Genomic DNA, 19860 nt, shown 5'->3' with positions numbered 1-19860 from the left:
GGGATGGCACCACCGTCAACAGTGGACCAGGATGTCCTGGCCGGCCTCCGGCAAGCCGTCCGCGGCGACTTCCGTGCCGCCGTCGACGAACTCTCTGAGCTTGTCCGCATCCCTGCCATGGCCTGGGACTCCTTCGACCCCTCCCAGCTGGACCAGGCCGCCCAGCAGGTGGCGGGCCTGCTCCGCAACGCCGGCCTTGCCGACGTCGACATCCTGCAGGCGCCGCGGCCGGACGGGAAGCCCGGCGCCCCGGCCGTGGTGGGACGGCGGCCGGCGCGCCCCGGCAAACCGACCATCCTGCTGTACGCGCACTACGACGTCCAGCCCGAGGGCGACCTGGAGCTGTGGGAGAGCCCGCCCTTCGAAGCGGTGGAGCGCGGCGGCCGGCTGTGGGGCAGGGGAGTGGCGGACAACAAGGCCGGGGTGCTGCTGCACGTGGCCTCCGTCCGCAACGCACTCCGGGTCCTGGGCAACGATCTGGGCGTGGGCATTACCGTGTTCATCGACGGCGAGGAGGAGGCGGGCTCGCCTTCGCTGCCCCTGCTGCTGCAGCAGCATGCCGACCTGCTGCGGGCGGACGTGCTGGTGGTGGCCGACTCCGGGAACTGGAAGGTGGGCGTGCCGGCCCTGACCACCAGCCTGCGCGGGCTGGTCCTGGGAACCATCGAGGTGCGGGTGCTGGAGCACGCCCTGCATTCCGGGACCTACGGCGGGCCGCTGGTGGACGCCGTGGCAGCACTGTCCCGGCTCATCGCTTCCTTCCACCACGACGACGGCAGCGTAGCGGTGGAGGGCCTGCCGGCTTCGGAGGAGCCGGGTCCGTCCCTGACCGAGGCAGAGTTCCGCGCCGATTCCCGCGTCCTGCCGGGAGTGCCGCTGGCCGGCTCGGGATCCTTGACGTCGCGGTTGTGGACCAAACCCGCCATGGCCATCATCGGGATCGATGCGCCGTCCGTGGCGCTGTCTTCCGACACGCTGCAGCCGGCGGCCCGGGCGCGGTTCAGCCTCAGCCTGGCACCGGATTCCGACACCGCCGCCGCCATGGAGGCAGTCCGCCGGCACGTGGAAGCCCACGTACCGTTCGGCGCCGAAGTGGTCTTCACGCCGGGCGGGCGGACCGAGGGGTTTGCGGGGGATGCCGGGTCCCCAATATCGCAGCTGATGCTGGCGGCGATGGGTGAGGCGTGGGGTGTTCCCGCCGTTTCCATGGGCGTTGGCGGCTCCATTCCGGCCGTCAACATCCTGAACAGGCTGTACCCGGAGGCGGAAATCCTGGTCACCGGCGCCGAGGACCCGGACTCGCGCGCCCACGGGGCCAACGAATCCATCCACCTGGGCGACTTCGAGAACGCCATCGTGGCCGAAGCCTTGCTGCTGGCCCGCCTCAACGCCGGCTGACCCGTTGCTTCCCCTCCCCAACTAGGTCGCAGTTGATGTCGTTTTGAGGCCCGAAAACGACATCTATTGCGACCCAGTTGGGAGGGTGGCACCCAAGGCGGCCCGTCAGCGGCGCGGCGCGCTCCGCCGTCGTGCTGCGAACGCGAACAGCGACGTGGTGGCCACCGTGGCCAGGTAGCCCGCGATCACGATCAGCGCGATGCCCGCCCAGAAGTAGTTGGTGGTGCTGGCCTCCTGCCACGGGCTGGGCGCGATCCGGATCAGCGAAAACACCGCCACCACGGCCGAGGCCAGCCCGATCAGGACCGGCAGCGTGAGCCAGATCCGGGCCGAGCCAACATGTTCACCGAACCCGTCCCATTCGTTCCATGAACCGCGGCGGAGGATCAGCCAGCCGGCCGGAATCATGAACGCGCCCACCAGCAGGAACGCGGCCACCACGTCGGCCGGGCGGTGCCACTGGTTGATCAGCGTGGATACCCCGGAGGCGATGGCAAAGCTGCCGCCGATGAAGCCGGCCATGGGCCGCCAGCGTGGGGACGCCATCAGGAACACTGCTGCCGCAGCCGACGCCGCCAGGGTGGTGTGCCCGGACGGCAGCGAATTCAGCTCCAGCGTCAACACCCCTTTGTCCGGGCGCTGGGGCAGCAGGTCCTTCAGCACTTGGGTGGCCACGTTTGCGCCGATGCAGGCGGCCACGGCGATCCCCGCCTCCGCCCAGTGCCGCCGGATCACCGTCACGAACAGGACCACGACGGCGGCCATCACCAGCGAGATGGTGGGCAGCAGGTCCAGGAACCGGGTGGCTGCCTTTCCGGCGGGGCCGTGGATCTCCACCGCTTCCACCAGCGCTGACTCGTCAATGAACTGTCCGGTGGTGGTCTGGACGAAGAAGTAGTAGGTGGCAAACAGTCCGGCAACGCACGCCAGGGTGGACAGCACGAACAGGAACGCCGAGCCCGGGGCAGGCCGGACCAGGGCCCTGGTGGGTAGTTGCTGTGAAAAAGTCATCGCGGTTAAGGGTGACACAGAAAGCTGGAAGGCCGCTTAGGGGGTGGGGGTGGGTTGGACCGGGTCCAGCCGGGGGATGCTTGCCGCGGCCACGAGCAGCGCCAGGGCGCCCAGCCCGAACGGAAGCGCCGTGAGCGTGGCGATGCCGCCTACCAGCAGGGGCCCGCCGGCGTCGCCCAGTTCGCGTCCCAGTTCCGCCGAACCCATGGTCCGGCCCATCCTCTCCGGCGGGGTGGTGTCCGCCAGGTGCGCGAAACCGAGCGGCGTTACCGCGCCGATCCCCACCCCGATGCACGCCGCGGCAACGAAAATGGTGACCACGCCGGGGACGGCCGCCACCAGGCCGACGCCCGCGGCAATCAGCAGCAGGCCCGCCGTCGTACCCTTGTTGTCGGTGACGGCGTGCCGGTCCCGCCGCCGCCCGATCCACGGCTGGGTCAGCACCGAGCCCAGCGCCACCACGCTCACCGCGGCAGTCCCTGCCAAGGCATCCATGCCGTGCCGCGTGGCCAGCGCTGGAAGGAAGCCGACGGCGGCACCCAGCGCTCCCGTGGAGGCGGCCAGCACCAGCGTGGGCACCAGGAAACGCCGCTCGCCCACCTGCCGCGCCAGGTCCATCACTGTGTACCGCTTCCGCGGCAGCGGCGCCAGGTGCGGCACCGACACCAGCACCCACACCGCGGTGACCGCGGCCAGCGCCGACAGGGTGCCGAACAGCAGCGGGAAGCCGCCGGCCAGGATCAGGCCCGCACCCAGCGGCGGGCCAATGATGTAACCCAGGCTTTTCCAGGACCCGTACCGGCCGAAGTAAGTGCCGGCCTTCCCGCCGCGGGCCATCCTTGCCACCATGGCGGACGACGCCGGCGAGAAGGCCGACGCCGCCGCGCCCTGTCCCAGCCGGGCCAGGGCCAAAATGAATGGGTCGGCAGCGCCCAGGCCGATTAGCGACAGCGCGGCAAAGGCGAGGAGTCCGCCGACGACGACAGGCTTGGCACCGATGCGGTCGCTGAGCGCACCGAAGATGGGCTTCAGGAAGACCTCGGCAACGTCGTAGAGGGCCAGCAGGATGCCCAGGTTCAGCAGGGTCAGGCCGATGTTTCCGCTCTGCGCGCCCAGTCCGGCCGCAATGCTGTGGGCCCCGAACGCGGTGACGAACCCGGCCGCGTAGAGGGGCGCCGAGGAGGAGCGGGCGGCCTGGCCGCTGGACAGGGGATCGCCGGTGCTCATAGTGGGGACTTTAGTACCTTCAGAAAATTGTGAAAACTCCGAAGACTTGAAGCATGAACACCGTTGTCCACACAGCGAATCTGCACAAGCATTTCGGACACGTCAGGGCCCTGGACGGGCTGGACCTGGACGTCCAGCGTGGTGAGATCCACGGTTTCCTGGGCCCCAACGGAGCCGGGAAATCCACCACCCTGCGCGTCCTCCTGGGGCTGGCGAAGCCCACCTCCGGCTCCGCGGCTGTCCTGGCTTTCGAGCCCTGGAGCCAGGCCGTGGAGCTGCACCGCCGCCTGGCCTATGTGCCCGGGGACGTCCGGCTCTGGCCCAACCTGTCCGGCGGCGAGACCATCGACCTGCTGTCCCGGCTGCGCGGCGGCACCGCGGACGCTGTAGCGTACCGGCGCCGGAAGGACCGGCTGTGCCAGGTGTTCGATTTCGATCCGGCCAAGAAGGGGCGCGCCTACTCCAAGGGCAACCGGCAAAAGGTGGCGCTCATCGCGGCCCTGGCCACCGAAGCGGAGGTCTACCTGCTGGACGAGCCCACCAGCGGCCTTGACCCGCTCATGGAGGAGGTCTTCCGCGGCGAGCTGCTTGCCGCCGTCGACCGCGGAGCCACCGTGCTGCTCTCCAGCCATATCCTCTCCGAGGTGGAAGTGCTGTGCCACCGCGTGAGCATCATCCGCGCCGGCAGGATCGTCGACGGCGGCACGCTGGACTCGCTGCGGCACCTCACCAGGTCCCAAGTTTCGTTCGCCGCGGACGGCCTGGACGCGGAGGCCTTGGCGCGCCTGGGAGCGGTGCACGACCTCACGCTCGACGCCGGGCGGGTCAGGTTCAGCGCCGACTCGGACCGGATCGCCGAGGTCCTTCCCGCGCTGGGCGCCCTGGGCGTCCAGGGCCTGACGATTGTTCCGCCGTCGCTGGAGGAGCTGTTCCTCCGGCACTACGGGGATGCCTCGGCTGCTCCGGAGCCGCAGGCTGATGCACCCGCCGGTGGACATGGGTCCCGGCGGCACCTGCTCAGCGCCCGGGGGCGGAGCTGACATGGGTGTCCTCCTTGTCCTCTGGGGCCAGCGCCTGCGGCGGGACCGCTGGCAGCTGGTGAGCTGGGTGGCGGCCATCGGGGCGTTCGCGCTGTTTGCGGCGGCCGCCGTCACCCAAACCTACGGCAGTGCAGCAGCACGTACCGAGATTTTGCAGGTGGCCATCGCTACGCCCGCCATCCTGATGCTGCGCGGCCTGCCCCGCGGCGCGGACCAGGGCGCCTTCACGTTCTTTTTGATTTACGCGTTCCTCGCCCTCCTGGCCGGCCTGATGAGCACTTTCCTGGCGGTACGCCACACCCGCGCCGACGAGGAAACCGGCGGCGCGGAACTGGTGGCCGCAACGCCCGCCGGACGCCTGCTGCCCAATGCCGCCACCCTGCTGCACGGCGTCACGGCGAACATCCTCGTGGCGCTCGCCGTGTTCGCCGGCTTTGCCGCCCAGGGCCTGGACCCGCAAGGTTCCCTGACCGCCGGAGCCGCAACGGGCGCCGTCGGCCTCGCTTTCCTGGGCGTGGGACTGCTCGTGGCCCAGTTCATGGGGACCTCGCGCGGTGCCAACGGCGTCTCTGCCGCGCTGGTGGTCCTTGCCTATCTCCTGCGCGGGATCGGGGACGCCACCGGGACGCCCGGCGCCGACGGAACCACCATGACCGAGGGGCTTGCCAGCTGGTTCTCACCGATCGGCTGGGGCCAACAGACATATGCCTACTCAGGGAACCGCGCCTGGCCCCTGCTGCTGACGGTGGGGCTCGCCGTCGTCTGCCTGACGGCCGCCTGGCTCATCCTTCGAATTCGGGACACCGGGGCCAGCGTGTGGGGTGCCCGGCCGGGACGGCCAGCTGCCCGGCCGGGGCTCCGGAGTCCGGTGGCCCTGGCACTGCGGCTGCAAAGCGGGTCAATCATCGGCTGGGCGCTGAGCGGGCTGGCGCTGGGGCTGCTGGCGGGGTCGCTGGGCAAGGCGGTAGCCGCCCTCGATACGCCCGGGACGGGTATCACGGCGGTGATGCGGGCCATGCTCCAGGCGCAGGGAATCTCGCTGACCCAGCTCATGGTCTCGGTGATCTTCTCCATGGCCGGGGTCCTGGCGGCCGCCTGTGCGCTGCAGGCAGTCATTAGGCTGCGGCAGGAGGAAGCGGCCGGAACCGCCGAACTCCTGCTCGCCGCTCCCGTGGGGCGGATCCGGTGGCTGGCCGGCTACCTGCTGCTGGGTGCGGCGGCCGTGGTGCTGGTGATAGGGCTGACAGGCCTGGGTGCGTGGGCCACCCTCAGCGGCTCCGGTGATATGTCCATGCCGGCGGATGCACTGTGGGAGACCGCGTTGGCCCAGGTGCCAGCCGCGCTGAACTACCTGGCCGTTCCGGCCCTGGTATTCGTCCTGTGGCCCGCGGCGACCATCGCCGCCAGCTGGGCATTGCTGGCCCTGGGTGTGATGCTGGGCATTTTTGGCGGCATGCTGGGGCTGGACCAAAACCTGCGCAACCTGTCCCCGTTCACCCACACACCGGTTCCGGAGGGCGACGCCACGGACTGGAGCGGAGCGTGGTGGATGCTGGCCGTCGCCGCAGTGGTTGCCGCACTGTCCGTTGCCGTGATGCGGCGGCGGGAAGTGGGGTCAGCATGAGCGCAGATCCTGATGTTGGGGCTGCGCCGGTATCGGGGCCCGTGCCCGTTTCCGGGCCCGCGCCCGTTCCCGGGCCCGCGCCGGTTCCCGGAGCTGGCCTGGTGCCAGGAGCGGCGGGGCCTGCCGGGTTTGCCGATGCCGGACCCACCGTCGCTGCCGCCGAACGAACCGCTGCTGCCTTCGCCGCCGCCGGTTTCCCCAAGATGCCGGCGCGGACGCTGCTTGCGCTGGTGTCGTCCGAGACGGGCAGCCTCACGGCGGCCGAGCTCGGGGAGCGGCTGGGGGCCAGCGCCGCAGCGGTCTCCGGGGCCGTGCGGTACCTGCAGACCGTGGGTTTTATCCACCGGGTCTCCCTGCCCGGCAGCCGCCGCGACCTCTACGCCCTGCATGAGGACGAGTGGTACGTGGTGTCCATGCGGAACAGTCCCATCTACGAAAAGCTTGCGGTGCTGACCGACGCGACGGCGGATACCCTTCCGGAGGGATCGGCTGCACAGGCCCGCGTGGCGGACATGGCCCGCTTCTACCGGTTCCTCAATTCGCGGATGCCGGCCCTGCTGGACGACTGGGAGCGGGAGCGGTCCGGGGAGGGCTCGCCGTGACCATCATTGACAACGCGGTGTACGTGAACGGGCTGCGCACCGAGGACCCGGAGGATCTTGACGAGACCTACTTCCTGCTCCGCCAGCGCGAGGGGATGGCATGGATCGGGCTGTACCGGCCGGACGGTGAGGAGCTGCAGTCCGTCGGCGAGGAATTCGACCTCAACGCCCTGGCCATCGAGGACGCGCTTGCCGGCCATCAGCGGGCCAAGCTGGAGCACTACGGCGAGTGCCTTTTCCTTGTGCTCAGGCCCGCCCGGTATCGGGACGACGAGGAAAAGGTGGACTTCGGCGAGATCCACATTTTTGCCGGGGATGAGTATGTGGTGACCGTTCGGCACGCCGAGTCTCCGGATCTGGCCAAGGTCCGCCGCCGGATGGAGTCGATGCCCGAATTCCTGGCCCTGGGACCGGATGCCGTGCTCTACGGCATCCTGGACCAGGTTGTGGACGAATACGAGCCGGTGGTGGCCGGCCTCGAAAACGACATTGATGAGATTGAGGATGACCTCTTCGGGGCCGATCCGGATGTATCCCGCCGCATCTACGAGCTGTCCCGCCAGGTGATCATCTTCCAGCGGGCCACCAGTCCGCTGTCGGGAATACTGCAGGCCCTCATTGCCGGGGCTCCGGCCCGTGACCAGGCAACCGAGCTGCGGGACCACTACCGCGACGTCCTGGACCACGTCATCCGGATCAATGAGCGTGTGGCATCTTTCCGGGCCCTGCTCCAGAACGCGCTCGCCGTGAATGCTGCCCTGGTGGCACAGCGGCAAAACGAGGAAATGCAGCGGATGACGGAGTCCAGCTTTGAACAAAGCGAGCAGGTCAAGCGCATCTCCTCCTGGGCTGCCATCCTGTTCGCCCCAACGCTGGTGGCGTCCATCTACGGCATGAATTTCGCCAATATGCCTGAATTGGCATGGACCTACGGCTACCCCTACGCGCTGGGCCTGATGGCGGCCATGGGCCTGGTCCTTTACCTGGCGTTCAAGCACAACAAGTGGATCTAGTTATCCACACAGGTGCGGCTTCCCGGCTGCTGTTTCCGGAGCCGCCGGTACAGTGAATCCATGCCTGCCCACGAGTTCCGCATCCCCCCGCTGGACGAGTTGCTGTCAGGCGCCCGCGTGGCCAGCCTGCCCATGCGGGTGAAGTTCCGCGGCATCATGGAACGTGAAACGCTGCTGCTGCGCGGGCCGGCGGGCTGGGGCGAGTTCTGCCCGTTCCCCGAGTATGGCGACGCCGAGGCCGCCCGGTGGCTGGCCGCCGCCATCGAAGCGGGCTGGCAGGGGTTCCCGCCTCCTGTGCGGCACTCCGTCCCGGTCAACGCCACCGTGCCCGCCGTTTCCGCTGACCGCGTTCCTGACGTCCTGGCCCGGTTCGGGCGCGTGGACGCCGTCAAGGTCAAGGTGGCCGAGCAGGGGCAGTCCCTGGACGACGACGTGAGCCGGGTGAGTGCCGTCCGCGACGCCTTGCCGGACGCAGCCATCCGCGTGGATGCCAACGGCGGCTGGGACGTGCCCGGCGCGGTGGACGCCCTGACCCGGCTGGCACCGTTTGTGCTGGAGTACGTCGAGCAGCCGGTTCCCTCGATCGAGGGCCTGGCTGAGGTCCGGACCCGGCTGCGGGACGCAGGAACACCGGTGCTGATCGCCGCGGACGAGAGCGTCCGCAAGGAAACCGATCCGCTCAAGGTGGCCCGGGCCGGGGCGGCGGACCTTCTCGTCGTCAAGGTGGCACCACTTGGGGGAGTGCGGCGTGCCCTGGAGATCGTGGCACAGGCCGGACTTCCCGCCGTCGTCAGCTCCGCGCTGGACACCTCCGTCGGCATCCGTGCGGGCCTTGCGCTGGCCGCCGCCCTGCCGGAGCTGCCTTACGCCTGCGGCCTGGGAACCGTGTCGCTGTTCGAATCGGACATCACGCTGGACCCCCTGGTGGCCGACGACGGCGCCATCCGCCTCCGCGACGTCAGCGCCGACGCCGGGCTGCTTGGGCAGTTTGCGGCTTCTGCCGAACGACGGGACTGGTGGCTGGCCCGGCTCCGCCGCGTCCACGCCCTCCTCAGCTCAGCACCCACCCAGCCGTCGATTGCTCCATAACTGCCGTTTTCAGGGCCCAAAACGGCAGTTACTCAGCAACCGATGGTGACACTCCCATCGTCCGCTTGAACCGGCCGCGATAGGGTGACCTCGAGCGCGCGGCGACACGAACGGTGGCCCTGGTATGCGCCCTGGTTCTACCCGGTGTTCTGGGCGGTGCACCTCATTGGAAATCCTCCTCCCGGCAATGACCAGGTTCAACCAGCTGGTCATCATCGCGCTGTCGCTAATCGGGCTCCTGCTGCCCGTGCGCGCGTTCTTCCCGTCCAGTCCATCGATTGCTGAGTATCTGTCGTTTTCAACGCGGCGGATTCATATGGTCATTGCAACAAGGCCATTTGAAGGGGTGTTGCGATGCCGGCGGGGTACGTGTTTGGGGATCAGGTCAGGGACGGGTTTTTTGCTTTGCTGCGGCAGGGAGCGTCGATTAGTGAGGCGTGCCGCGTGTCGGGTCTGTGGTCCTCAACGGTGCTGCATTGGATCCGGAAGATGGGCCCTGTGGAGATTTCCAAGGGCAATCGTGGAGGGCCTGCAGGGGCGCCGTTTCCGGACGGCGTCCCTGGTTCAGGCAGGCTGAGTCTGTCGGAACGGGCGGTGATCATGGTGCGCCTGCGAGATGGCTGGTCCTACGCGGCGATCGGCAGGGAACTTGGCCGGGACCGGTCAGTGATCTGGCGCGAGGCCAGACGGAACTGCTGCGATGACGGCATCTACCAGTCCGACGTCGCGCAGCTAAAGGCAGGTCAGAACGCCCGCCGCCCCAAGGAACACAAGCTCGCCCATAAACCGCTGGCCCGCTTCGTGGAGTCCGCCATGGACGAGGGCTGGTCCCCCCAGCTGTGCTCGCTGGTCCTGGCTGGTGCATTCCCGGACGATAAGAGGATGCAGATCAGCCACGAGACGATCTATCAGGCCATCTACGTCCAGGGCCGCGGTCATGTCCGCCAGGACCTGTACCGGCAACTGAGCACCGGCCGGGCCAAACGGGTCACCGACGGACGCGGCCGGGGTCGGAACAACAGTCCGTTCAAGGACGCGCTGAAGATCTCCGAACGTCCTGCTGAAGCCGAGGACCGGGCCGTTCCCGGGCACTGGGAATGCGACCTGATACTCGGCTCGGTCGCCAGCAACTCAGCGATCGGAACCTGCGTGGAACGTTCGACCCGATACACCATGCTGCTGCACCTGCCCAACGGCCACAGCGCAGACGAGGTCGCTAAGGCCATGATCACCGCGTTCGCCGAACTGCCGGCGGACCTGCGCAAAACCCTCACCTATGACCGCGGAGTCGAGATGGCCCGTTACGCCCAAATCCAGATCGCGATCGACGCGGAAATCTACTTCTGCGACCCGCACTCGCCCTGGCAACGCGGGACGAACGAGAACACCAACCGGCTCCTGCGGCACTGGTTCGCCAAAAGCACCGACCTGTCCGTCCACACGGCCCAGGACATCAAACGAGCTCAGGACAGCCTCAACAACCGGCCACGCCCCACCCTCGGCCTCGCAACACCCAAGCAGAAATTCAACGAACTCCTCCTCGCCGCAGCAGCCTAACCGTTGCAACGACCACTTGACTTTCCACGCTCAGAACGGCAGATACTCAGCAATCGATGCGGGTTTTGGAGATGTTCCTGCAGGTCACAGGCGGTTCACCATAACTTCATCCAATTGATGGCTTCCCGTAGGAACCGGCTGGAAGGGTGATCAGGCACCCCAGCGAGATTCCTTGGAAGGTTCCCATGTCTGAAACTGCCCGCAAGTTCACCCTCCTGCCCATGCTCGGCCACACCAAGGGCAAGCGGAGCCCCGTCACCTGCGCGCTCAAGTGTGACAACGCCTGCGCCGGCGATGTCTGCAACACCAGCTCCAACAGCTACTTCCGCGACATCGCCTCTGCCACCCTGTCCCGCCGCGCCGCCCTGGGCATGGGAGCCGCAGGTGCACTCGCCGTCGTCCTCGGCTCAGCGGTGGGGTCCGCCGAGCCCGCCTCCGCCGCCGGCCTGTCCAAGGCCGCCAAGGAAGGCTTCGGCAACTCCAAGCTACAGTTCACCGCCATTAAGCCCGTGGACAAGGCCGTAGACGCCTTCACCGTGCCGGAAGGTTTCACCTGGCAGCCGATCATCCGCTGGGGCGATCCTTTGTTCGCCGACTCGCCGGACTTCGACCTGAACAACCAGACTGCAGCAGCCCAGGCCCGCCAGTTCGGCTACAACAACGACTACACGGACATCCTGGAAATTCCGGGCACCAAGGGCCGCCGCGCTGTGCTGTTCACCAACCACGAATACACCAATGAGGGCATCATGGTCCCGGCCGGTTACGACGCCGCGGAAACCCGGGCGATCGGGCGGGCGGCGCATGGCCTGGCCGTCGTGGAGCTGGAGCGCAAGAACACCACCAAGCCGTGGAGCTACGTCAAGGGCGCCCCGCTGAACCGCCGCTACCTCTCGGACACCACCTACGAACTGACCGGCCCCGTCGCTGGCTCGGCACTGGTCAAGACCATCGCGGATCCCTCGGGCCGCGCCATCAAGGGCACGTTTGGCAACTGCTCCGGCGGCACCACCCCCTGGGGCACCATCCTCTCCGGCGAGGAAAACTTCAACGGCTACTTCGCGGCAGGCGGCACCTCTGCCGGTGACAAGCGCTACGGCCTCACCGCCAAGCCCACCGCCCGCAAGTGGGAACTGGACGATCCCCGCTTCGACACCCGCAACCCCGGCTACGGGAATGAGGCCAACCGGTTCGGCTGGATCGTTGAAGTGGACCCGTTCGACCCCACCTCCACTCCCAAGAAGCGCTCCGCCATGGGCCGTTTCAAGCACGAGGGCGCCAACGTGATCGTGGCCGAATCCGGACACGTGGTGGCCTACATGGGCGATGACGAGAAGTTCGACTACCTCTACAAGTTCGTCTCCGCTGAGAAGTACCGTGAAGGCGACCGCCGGCACAACATGAACCTGCTGTCCGAGGGCGACCTTTACGTTGCCAAATTCACCGGCAGCTCGCCCGCCACGGACATCGACGGCACGGGCAAGCTCCCCTCCGACGGCGCCTTTGACGGCACCGGCGAATGGCTGCCCCTGGTGGTGGGCGGCAAGTCCGCCGTCCCCGGCATGTCCGTGGAGGAGGTCCTGGTGTACACCCGCCTGGCCGCGGACAAGGTGGGCCCCACCAAGATGGACCGCTGCGAGGATGTCCAGCCCAGCCTGCACAGCGGCAAGGTGTACGTGGTCTGCACCAACAACTCGGACCGCGGCACCGGCACCAAGGAAGGCGCCACCGAGGTCAACCCGCGCACGCAGAACCGCGACGGGCATATCGTGGAAATCACCGAAACCGGCGACCAGACCTCCACCAAGTTCAACTGGACCCTCCTGATGGTCTGCGGCGACCCCGCCCAGGGCGATGCCACCTACTTCTCCGGCTACCCGGTGGACAAGGTCTCGCCCATCTCGTGCCCTGACAACGTGGCCTTCGACTCCGTGGGCAACCTCTGGATCTCCACCGACGGCGCCCCCTCCGGTATCGGCTACAACGACGGCCTCTTCAAGGTCACCCTGGACGGCGCCGAGCGCGGCAAGGTGGAGCAGTTCCTCTCCGTTCCCCGCGACGCCGAGACCTGCGGCCCGGTCATCCACGACGACGAGCGCACGGTGTTCGTCGCCGTGCAGCACCCGGGCGAGGACGGCACCTTCGAGGCGCCCAACTCCCTCTTCCCGGATTACGTCCCGGCAGGTACGACGCCGGCGCCCGGCCAGGCGCGCGCCCCGCGTCCCGCGGTGGTCCAGGTGTTCCGCGCCTAACCCACTCCGTTGCTCTATCACTTATGGTCCCTAAGCCGCGGTTTTAGGGACCATAAGTGATGGAGCAACGCGTGCTTAGGGGTGGCCGCGAGGGGTGGCAGACTGGTTTGGTGACTTCGTTGAACGAACCTGCCCCGGACACGCCTGCTGAGTTGCAGGAAGATGAGCTGAGCGCGCTGGCCGCGGCTCGGACCGCCGTCGACGTCCTGCTCGACGGCGGCGTGCGGCACGTGGTGGTGTCGCCGGGTTCCCGGTCGGCACCCATGGCATACGCCCTGGCCGAAGCATCCGCTGCCGGCCGCGTGGACCTGCTGGTGCGGATCGATGAGCGGTCCGCCGGTTTCACGGCCCTGGGCCTGGCCCTCTCCACCGGTTCGCCGGTGGCCGTGCTCACCACGTCAGGGACCGCCGTCGGGAACCTGATGCCGGCCGTGATGGAGGCCAACCATGCCGCCGTGCCGCTGATCGTCCTCTCCGCGGACCGGCCCGACGAGCTGCGCGGAACCGGCGCCAACCAGACCACCATCCAGCCGGACCTGTTCGGTGAGCAGGTGCGCTTCGCCGTCGACATTCCCGCCGGGACCAACCCCAAGCGGGCGGTCCAGACCGGGCTCTCCGCTGCAACCGGCGCCTTCCCGGACCTGCCGCCGGGCCCGGTCCAGCTGAACCTGGCGTTCCGCGACCCCCTGGTTCCGTCGCACGACGAAGGGCTGCCGGAGGCAGTGGAGCGGCAGCGCTACCGGGTGGGCACCGAGCCCCTGGTCATGAACCTGCCGCCGGCCCCGGACAGCCTGCCGGAGCGGCACACCGTGGTGCTGGCAGGGCACGACGCCGGTCCGGTCGCCGAGGCGTTCGCCCGCGCCCACAACCTGCCGCTGCTGGCCGAACCGTCCTCCAATTCCCGCTTCGGGCCCAACGCCGTGGGTCCGTACCGGCTGCTGCTGGAGCATTTCGGCCCAGGTTCCGCACAGCCGGTCGAACGTGTGGTGCTGTTCGGACGGCCCACCCTGTCCCGTCCGGTGGCTGCGCTCCTGGCCCGCGCCGATGTTGAATCGGCCCTGTACCAGCCGGTTCCGGTGGCTTGGTACGAGCCCGGCCGCCGCACCGAGCTGCCACTGGAAAACCTGGCGGACCTCGCCGATTTCGCCGGCCGCGGGAACTCCGCCTGGCTGGACATCTGGCTCCTCGCCGGTTCCGCTGCACAGCATGCCCTGGACCAGGTAATCTCCGCAGAAGCCGCTGCCACCGGGCCATCCGTCGCCGCGCTGGTCTGGAAGCACGCCCGCGGCCAGCTGCTGCTGGGGTCCTCCAACGGCATCCGGGACGTGGACCTGGCCGGGCTGCCCGCGCCTGATCCCGCCGCCACCGTGTACGCAAACCGGGGCCTGGCCGGGATCGACGGCACTGTTTCGACGGCTACCGGCATCGCCCTGGGCGGCCGGCAGGAGACCACCGTGTTGATGGGCGACGTCACGTTCCTGCACGATGCCGGCGGGCTCCTCCTCGGCACGGGGGAAGAACAGCCGGACCTGCGGATCGTGGTCCTGAACGACTCCGGCGGCGCGATCTTCGGGCTCCTGGAGCACGGGGGAGTCGAGGAGGGCGGCCGCTACGGAGACGCCGTCGAACGGCTCTTCGCTACCCCGCACTCCGTGGACACCGCGGCACTCGCCGCAGCGTACGGCGTCGGGCATTCACTGGTAAGTACGACGGCGGGACTCGCCGAAGCGCTGGCCCGGCCTGTGCAGGGGCGCAGCATCGTGGAGGTCCGCACGGACCGCCGGCAGCTGCGGCAGCTGCATGCCCGGATCAAGGAAGCCGTTGCTGCCGCTGTCGAGGGTGTGCTGGCGGGGCAGTAGGCACTCGCCGGGTTACTTCCTCGGCGCGCACATCACCCCCGGACGCAAAAATTCCCTGACGCCATCGAAATATCGGCAGCGCCAGGGAATTTGAGGGTCGAAAATCCGAAGGCCTATTCCTCGATCTCGATGTGCGTCGGGTCCAGGACTCGGCGCAGGAACTCCTTGGTGCGGGGCTGGGTGGGGGCGGAAATGACCTGCTCGGCCACGCCTTCCTCCACCACCACGCCGCCGTCCATGAACACCACGCGGTCGGCCACCTCGCGGGCGAAGCCCATCTCGTGGGTCACCACCAGCATGGTCATGCCTTCCTTGGCCAGGTTGCGCATGACCGAGAGGACATCGCCCACGGTTTCCGGGTCCAACGCTGAGGTGGGCTCGTCAAAAAGCATCAGTTCCGGGTCCATGCTCAGTGCGCGGGCGATCGCCACACGCTGCTGCTGGCCGCCGGAAAGCTGGTCGGGGAACCGGTCCGCGAGGTGCCCCAGGCCTACGCGCTCAAGGTTGTGCAATGCAACCTTGTCCGCCTCGGCCTGGGAGCGCTTCAACACCTTGGTCTGCGCCACGGTGCAGTTGCGCTTGGCGTCCAGGTGCGGGAACAGGTTGAACTGCTGGAACACCATGCCCACCTTACGGCGCATCTTGTCGATGTCCACATCCGGATCGGTGGCCTCGAAGCCTCCCACATGGATGCTGCCCTGGTTGGGCTGCTCCAGCAGGTTCACGCAACGGAGCAGCGTGGATTTGCCGGAGCCGGAAGGGCCGATCAGGCAGACCACTTCACCCGGGGCAACGTTCAGGCTGATGTCCTTCAGGACCTCGTTCGAACCGTAGGACTTCCGCAGGTTGGCGATGGCTACGCCGGCGGCGTGGATGGTGCTGGTGCTGCCGGAGGAATTTACGACGTCGTTCATGGTCTTCCCTGCCTATCGCTTGGTCCGCGCGGAGCGGCTTTCGAACTTCCGGGCCAGGAGGCTCAGCGGGATGGTGATCACCAGGTAGAAGGCACCGGCCACCAGGAGCGGAGTCAGGCCCGCGCCCAGGCTGGAGATACCGTCGCGGCCGAACTTGGTGAGTTCGTACTGCGAGGCGGTCAGGCCCAGGACGTAGATCAGCGAGGAGTCCTTGGTCAGCAGGATGACCTCATTGGTCAGCGGCGGCAGGACGATCTTGAAGGCCTGCGGGATCACGATGGTCACCATGGCACGCCACTGCGGCATGCCCAGTGACCGGGCTGCCTCAAGCTGGCCCTTGGGCACAGCCTGGAGGCCGGCGCGAAGCGTCTCTGCGATGTAGGCCGAGGCCACCATGCCCAGGGAGATCATGACGACGATGGTCACGTTCCACTGGACGCCGAACGCCAGCGGAACACCGTAGCCAAAGGCGATGAAGACCAGGAGCGCGGGGATGCCGCGGAAGAACTCGATGTAGCCGGTGGCAATCCAGCGGTAGAGCGGGAAGCTGGAGAGCTTCATGAGGGCCAGCAGCAGGCCTCCCGAGAGCCCCACAATAAAGCCGAGGAAGGTGTAAACCAGGGTGTTCTTAAGGCCGGACAGGAAGATGTCCGGGAACATCGGACCGATCTTGCCGAAGTTGAAGACACTGTTGCCGATGGTCTTCCAGTCCACGGCCAGGATGATGGCCACCAGGGCCACGAGGAAGATTCCGCCCTGGACGTAGAGGCTTACCCTGGCCCGTTGGCGTGCGGTCATTGCCATTAATAGCTCACATTTCGTTGTGCGTGGCTGAGGCCCCGGACGGACTGACTACAGCCTGTCCGGGGCCCCAGCGGCGTTCGATAGCCCGCAGGCCTACTTGGCGGTCTGGCCGAACCAGGTGGTCTTGAACTTTTCCAGCGAGCCGTCATCGGTCAGGCGCTTGAGCGTGCCATTGACCTTCTCCAGCATGGCCGTGTTGCCCTTCTTGACGGCAATGCCGAGCTTCTCGCCCGTTGCGAAGTCCTCGACGCTCTTGAACTTGGGATCGTCCTTGATGGCGTAGCCCAGGACCGACTGGTTGCCCAGGGCGGCGTCGACGGTGCCCGCCTGGAGGGCTTGGACCAGGAGGCCGGTGTCCTCAAACTGCTGTGCCTCGATGCCCTTGTCCTTGGCGTACTCAGCGCCGGTGGTGGCCTGCTGGACGCCCACCTTCTTGCCCTTGGCGTCATCCAGGCTCTTGATTCCGGAATCGGTGCTGGCCACCAGCGTCAGGTCGTCATCCAGGTAGGGCGTGGAGAAGTCCATGACCGACTTACGCGTATCGGTGATGGAGATCGAAGAGATGGACACGTCGCACTGGGTGAGTGCGGTGCCGGTCTCGATGGCTTCGAAGGAGCTGTCCACCGTGTTGAGTTCCGCGCCGAGGTCCTTGGCTACTTCGTTGGCGATGTCGATGTCGAAACCGACGGTCTTGCCGTCCTTCTGGAATTCGAAGGGCTCGTAGGGGATGTCGGAGCAGACAGTAAGTTTGCCGGCGTTGATCAGTTTGATGCCGCCTTCGGAGGCTGCTGGGGTTGAGCTTCCGCCGCATGCCGTGAGTGTGAGAACGCCGGCGGCCAGGAGTGCTGCTGCCTTGGCTGACATTTTGGCCGTGGCCAGGGACTTGAGCTGCATATTTCTTACCTTTTGTTGCAGGGGTATGCGGGACTAAACCGGTTCATAGTGTAGCGCCGATAAGGAGATGTGCATCACAGAAAACTTCTTTTGATTATTGGATAACTAAACCACAACAAGATTCAAGCCTTCCACGCCACCCGTTGTCCGCGATCCCAGACTCCTTACCCAACTAGGTAGCAGTAAATGTCGTTTTGACCCCTCTAAACGAAACTTACTGCTACCTAGTTGGGAGGGTATCGTCTTAGCTGCTGATGCCCAACGACTCCAGCATTGGCCGGAACTTGGCCCACGTTTCGGCCAGTTCCGCCTTCGGCTGGGAACCGTCCACGATGCCGCACCCGGCGTATAGCCGCACAGTCTGCGGCGACTCGATGACGGCGCCGCGCAGGGCGATGCCCCATTCGCCGTTCCCGGCCGCGTCCAGCCAGCCCACCGGCCCCGCGTAGGGGCCGCGGTCCAGATGCTCGAGCTTCCGGATCAGTTCGCCCGCCACCAGTGTCGGGGTTCCGCAGACGGCCGCCGTAGGGTGCAGTGCGTTGATAAGGGCAAGGCAGGTGGGCACGTGGCCTTCCACCTCGGTGAGTTCCGCCTTAACGTCCGAGGCCAGGTGCCAGACGTTGGGCAGCTCCAGGATGAAGGGCTCGTCGTGGGCATTCATGGCCTCCGAGAACGGCGCCAGCTGCTTGGTCAGGGACTGGATGGCAATCTCATGCTCGTGCCGCTGCTTTTCGGACCCGGCCAGCACGCGCGTTGCGTAATCCATGGGCGGCCCGTCCTCGCCGTGCGCGTCGCGGCGGTCAAGGGTGCCGGCCAGCACGCGGGCCTGAGCCGTGCGGCCCTCCACCTGGATCAGCATCTCGGGGGTGGCCCCCACCAGCCCGTCCACGCCGTAGGTCCAGCATTCGCGGTACCTCGCGGCGAGTTCGCGCAACACCTCTGAGGCATGTACGCCGGATGGAATAGTAGCCACGACGTCCCGGGCCAGCACCAGCTTTTCCAGCGCTCCCGTGCGGATCTCGGCAACGCCGGCGGCCACGGCATCCATCCACGCTTCCTCGCTGAGGGAGCCGGTATGCAGGGTTGCGCCGGCGGCCAGGGGAAGGGGACGCACGACGGCGCCGCCGGCTTTCCCGGGCACGGCACCCAAGGGGGCGTTCCCGGCAGAGTCCGCTGCCGCCGTCGTGCTCTCAGCGTCCGGGGCGCCGGCAGCGTCCGCGCCGGCGGGACCACCGGTGAGCCAGCGGTCAAGTGCGGCGAGGGCCGACTCCTCGGTGAGCGGGCCGTCGTCGAACGTCAACTGGGTAAGCCATGCCTGGTTGTCCCGCACGCCCACCACGATCTCCGGCACGATCAAACGGGACTCATGGGCGGACGTTTTGGAGAAGGCAAAGGAGCCAAACGCGACGGGGCCGGTGCCCGGCAGCTCAACGGAGTCAGTGGCGTCAGCCTCAAGGACCAGGTGCCGCCACCAGATGTCCGCCTCCAGGAACCGGTCAGGCCCGGTGGCGGTGAAGCGCGCTATCTCGCCGAACCCAGCCAGCCCGGCTTCCCGCCGGGTCCAGCACAGGACATCGTCCCTGACCAGAAACGAAGGCAGCCCCCCGGGGAACGCTTTGCCATCCAGGGGGACTGTCAAGGTGCGGAACGTGCTCGTCATGATGAGACAACACTACTCCCGCGTACTCCATGGCCTCCCCGGCGCCCTGGTGCAGCCCTGGTGACGCCTTGGTGCAGGCGGGATGCGGCAAATCGGGGCTGGTCAGCACCTCCGGGAACATTTGAGACAATGTCATGGTGAACCGAGCATCCTTGGATAAGCGTCCGGACGAAGTAGCCACGATGTTTGACGACGTCGCACCGAAATACGACGTCGTCAACGATGTCCTCTCCATGGGGCAGACCCGCCGCTGGCGGAAGATCGTGGTGGACGCCATGGAAGTCTCCAAGGGCCAGCGGGTCCTGGATCTGGCCGCCGGAACGGGTACCTCCAGCGAACCGTATGCCGATGCCGGCATAGATGTGGTGGCCTGCGACTTCTCCCTGGGCATGCTCAAGGTGGGCAAGCGCCGCCGCCCGGACATCAATTTCATTGCCGGTGACGCCACCAACCTGCCGTTCGCTGACAACACCTTTGACGCCACCACCATCTCCTTCGGCCTGCGCAACGTGAACGAGCCCAAGAAGGCGCTGCAGGAGATGATCCGCGTGACCAAACCCGGCGGCCGGCTGGTCATCGCCGAGTTCTCGCAGCCTGTGGTTCCGCTGTGGCGCACCATGTACACCGAATACCTGATGCGGGCGCTGCCGGCCATCGCTGTCAAGGTCGCCTCCAACCCGGACGCGTACGTGTACCTGGCCGAGTCCATCCGCGCCTGGCCGGACCAGGACCACCTCGCCGCCTGGCTGCAGGAAGCGGGCTGGGAAAATGTCACCTACCGCAACCTCACCGGCGGCATTGTGGCCGTCCACCGTGCCTTCAAGCCCGCCGATTCCTCACCGGACGGTGCCGCTGCCGCCATCGCCGCGCACAAGGGCCCGGTGGCCAAGCTGCGCCGCAACATCGTCCGCTGACC

At 67.4% G+C, this 19860-nt stretch carries 16 protein-coding genes; 10 read left to right on the top strand and 6 right to left on the bottom strand.

Annotated features, from left to right (window positions below; genetic code table 11):
- Positions 1-3: 3 nt before the first annotated feature.
- On the top strand, positions 4-1398 hold the full coding sequence (locus FBY33_RS20180) for a dipeptidase (RefSeq protein WP_142032316.1): 1395 nt from the start codon (positions 4-6) through the stop codon (positions 1396-1398).
- 105 nt (positions 1399-1503) lie between these two features.
- Here FBY33_RS20180 and FBY33_RS20175 read toward each other — a convergent pair whose 3' ends face one another.
- Both FBY33_RS20175 and FBY33_RS20170 read right to left on the bottom strand, forming a co-directional pair.
- Complete coding sequence (locus FBY33_RS20175; protein WP_142032314.1) at positions 1504-2409, bottom strand: phosphatase PAP2 family protein; 906 nt, start codon at positions 2407-2409, stop codon at positions 1504-1506.
- Positions 2410-2445: 36 nt separating this feature from the next.
- Positions 2446-3636: an MFS transporter gene (locus tag FBY33_RS20170; protein ID WP_200831430.1), complete on the bottom strand. Its 1191-nt coding sequence runs from the start codon at positions 3634-3636 to the stop codon at positions 2446-2448.
- A 53-nt stretch (positions 3637-3689) separates the two neighbouring features.
- Here FBY33_RS20170 and FBY33_RS20165 point away from each other — a divergent pair, with 53 nt between their 5' ends.
- The 8 genes from FBY33_RS20165 (at position 3690) to menD (ending at position 14672) form a co-directional block, all read left to right on the top strand.
- Complete coding sequence (locus FBY33_RS20165; RefSeq protein ID WP_142032312.1) at positions 3690-4676, top strand: ABC transporter ATP-binding protein; 987 nt, start codon at positions 3690-3692, stop codon at positions 4674-4676.
- Position 4677: 1 nt separating this feature from the next.
- The gene (locus FBY33_RS20160) at positions 4678-6300 is read left to right on the top strand and encodes an ABC transporter permease (RefSeq protein ID WP_235010622.1); all 1623 of its coding nucleotides are present in this window, start codon (positions 4678-4680) and stop codon (positions 6298-6300) included.
- A complete protein-coding gene (locus FBY33_RS20155) occupies positions 6297-6902 on the top strand; it encodes a GbsR/MarR family transcriptional regulator (RefSeq protein WP_235010621.1) in 606 nt (201 codons plus the stop codon). Before FBY33_RS20160 ends, FBY33_RS20155 begins: the two co-directional genes overlap by 4 nt.
- Positions 6899-7915, top strand: coding sequence for a magnesium/cobalt transporter CorA (corA, locus tag FBY33_RS20150; protein WP_142032308.1), 1017 nt, complete (start codon positions 6899-6901; stop codon positions 7913-7915). The genes FBY33_RS20155 and corA overlap by 4 nt, the downstream gene beginning before the upstream one ends.
- A gap of 60 nt (positions 7916-7975) precedes the next feature.
- Positions 7976-9004: an o-succinylbenzoate synthase gene (locus FBY33_RS20145; RefSeq protein WP_142032305.1), complete on the top strand. Its 1029-nt coding sequence runs from the start codon at positions 7976-7978 to the stop codon at positions 9002-9004.
- A gap of 354 nt (positions 9005-9358) precedes the next feature.
- On the top strand, positions 9359-10561 hold the full coding sequence (locus tag FBY33_RS20140) for an IS30 family transposase (RefSeq protein WP_142032303.1): 1203 nt from the start codon (positions 9359-9361) through the stop codon (positions 10559-10561).
- Positions 10562-10746: 185 nt separating this feature from the next.
- Positions 10747-12813: a PhoX family protein gene (locus tag FBY33_RS20135; RefSeq protein WP_142032301.1), complete on the top strand. Its 2067-nt coding sequence runs from the start codon at positions 10747-10749 to the stop codon at positions 12811-12813.
- Positions 12814-12872: 59 nt separating this feature from the next.
- Positions 12873-14672 (top strand): 2-succinyl-5-enolpyruvyl-6-hydroxy-3-cyclohexene-1-carboxylic-acid synthase, encoded by a 1800-nt coding sequence (gene menD / locus FBY33_RS20130; protein ID WP_442858357.1) that lies wholly within the window; start codon positions 12873-12875, stop codon positions 14670-14672.
- Between the two features lie 113 nt (positions 14673-14785).
- Here the strand turns inward: menD and FBY33_RS20125 are convergent, their stop codons facing one another.
- The 4 genes from FBY33_RS20125 to FBY33_RS20110 all read right to left on the bottom strand — a co-directional run bounded on the left by FBY33_RS20125 (position 14786) and on the right by FBY33_RS20110 (position 18944).
- Positions 14786-15586 (bottom strand): amino acid ABC transporter ATP-binding protein, encoded by an 801-nt coding sequence (locus FBY33_RS20125; RefSeq protein WP_142032296.1) that lies wholly within the window; start codon positions 15584-15586, stop codon positions 14786-14788.
- A gap of 12 nt (positions 15587-15598) precedes the next feature.
- The gene (locus tag FBY33_RS20120) at positions 15599-16390 is read right to left on the bottom strand and encodes an amino acid ABC transporter permease (RefSeq protein WP_142032293.1); all 792 of its coding nucleotides are present in this window, start codon (positions 16388-16390) and stop codon (positions 15599-15601) included.
- Between the two features lie 93 nt (positions 16391-16483).
- Positions 16484-17284 (bottom strand): ABC transporter substrate-binding protein, encoded by an 801-nt coding sequence (locus tag FBY33_RS20115; protein ID WP_142032289.1) that lies wholly within the window; start codon positions 17282-17284, stop codon positions 16484-16486.
- Between the two features lie 244 nt (positions 17285-17528).
- The gene (locus tag FBY33_RS20110; RefSeq protein ID WP_142032286.1) at positions 17529-18944 is read right to left on the bottom strand and encodes an isochorismate synthase; all 1416 of its coding nucleotides are present in this window, start codon (positions 18942-18944) and stop codon (positions 17529-17531) included.
- Between the two features lie 137 nt (positions 18945-19081).
- Between FBY33_RS20110 and FBY33_RS20105 the strand changes: the two genes are divergently transcribed.
- Positions 19082-19858: a demethylmenaquinone methyltransferase gene (locus FBY33_RS20105; protein ID WP_235010620.1), complete on the top strand. Its 777-nt coding sequence runs from the start codon at positions 19082-19084 to the stop codon at positions 19856-19858.
- Positions 19859-19860: the final 2 nt, after the last annotated feature.

The sequence above is a fragment of the Arthrobacter sp. SLBN-112 genome (assembly GCF_006715225.1).
Classification (GTDB): Bacteria; Actinomycetota; Actinomycetes; order Actinomycetales; family Micrococcaceae; genus Arthrobacter.
The sequence above is the reverse complement of the archived record's forward strand: the minus strand, read 5'-3'. Positions and strand labels throughout refer to the sequence as shown.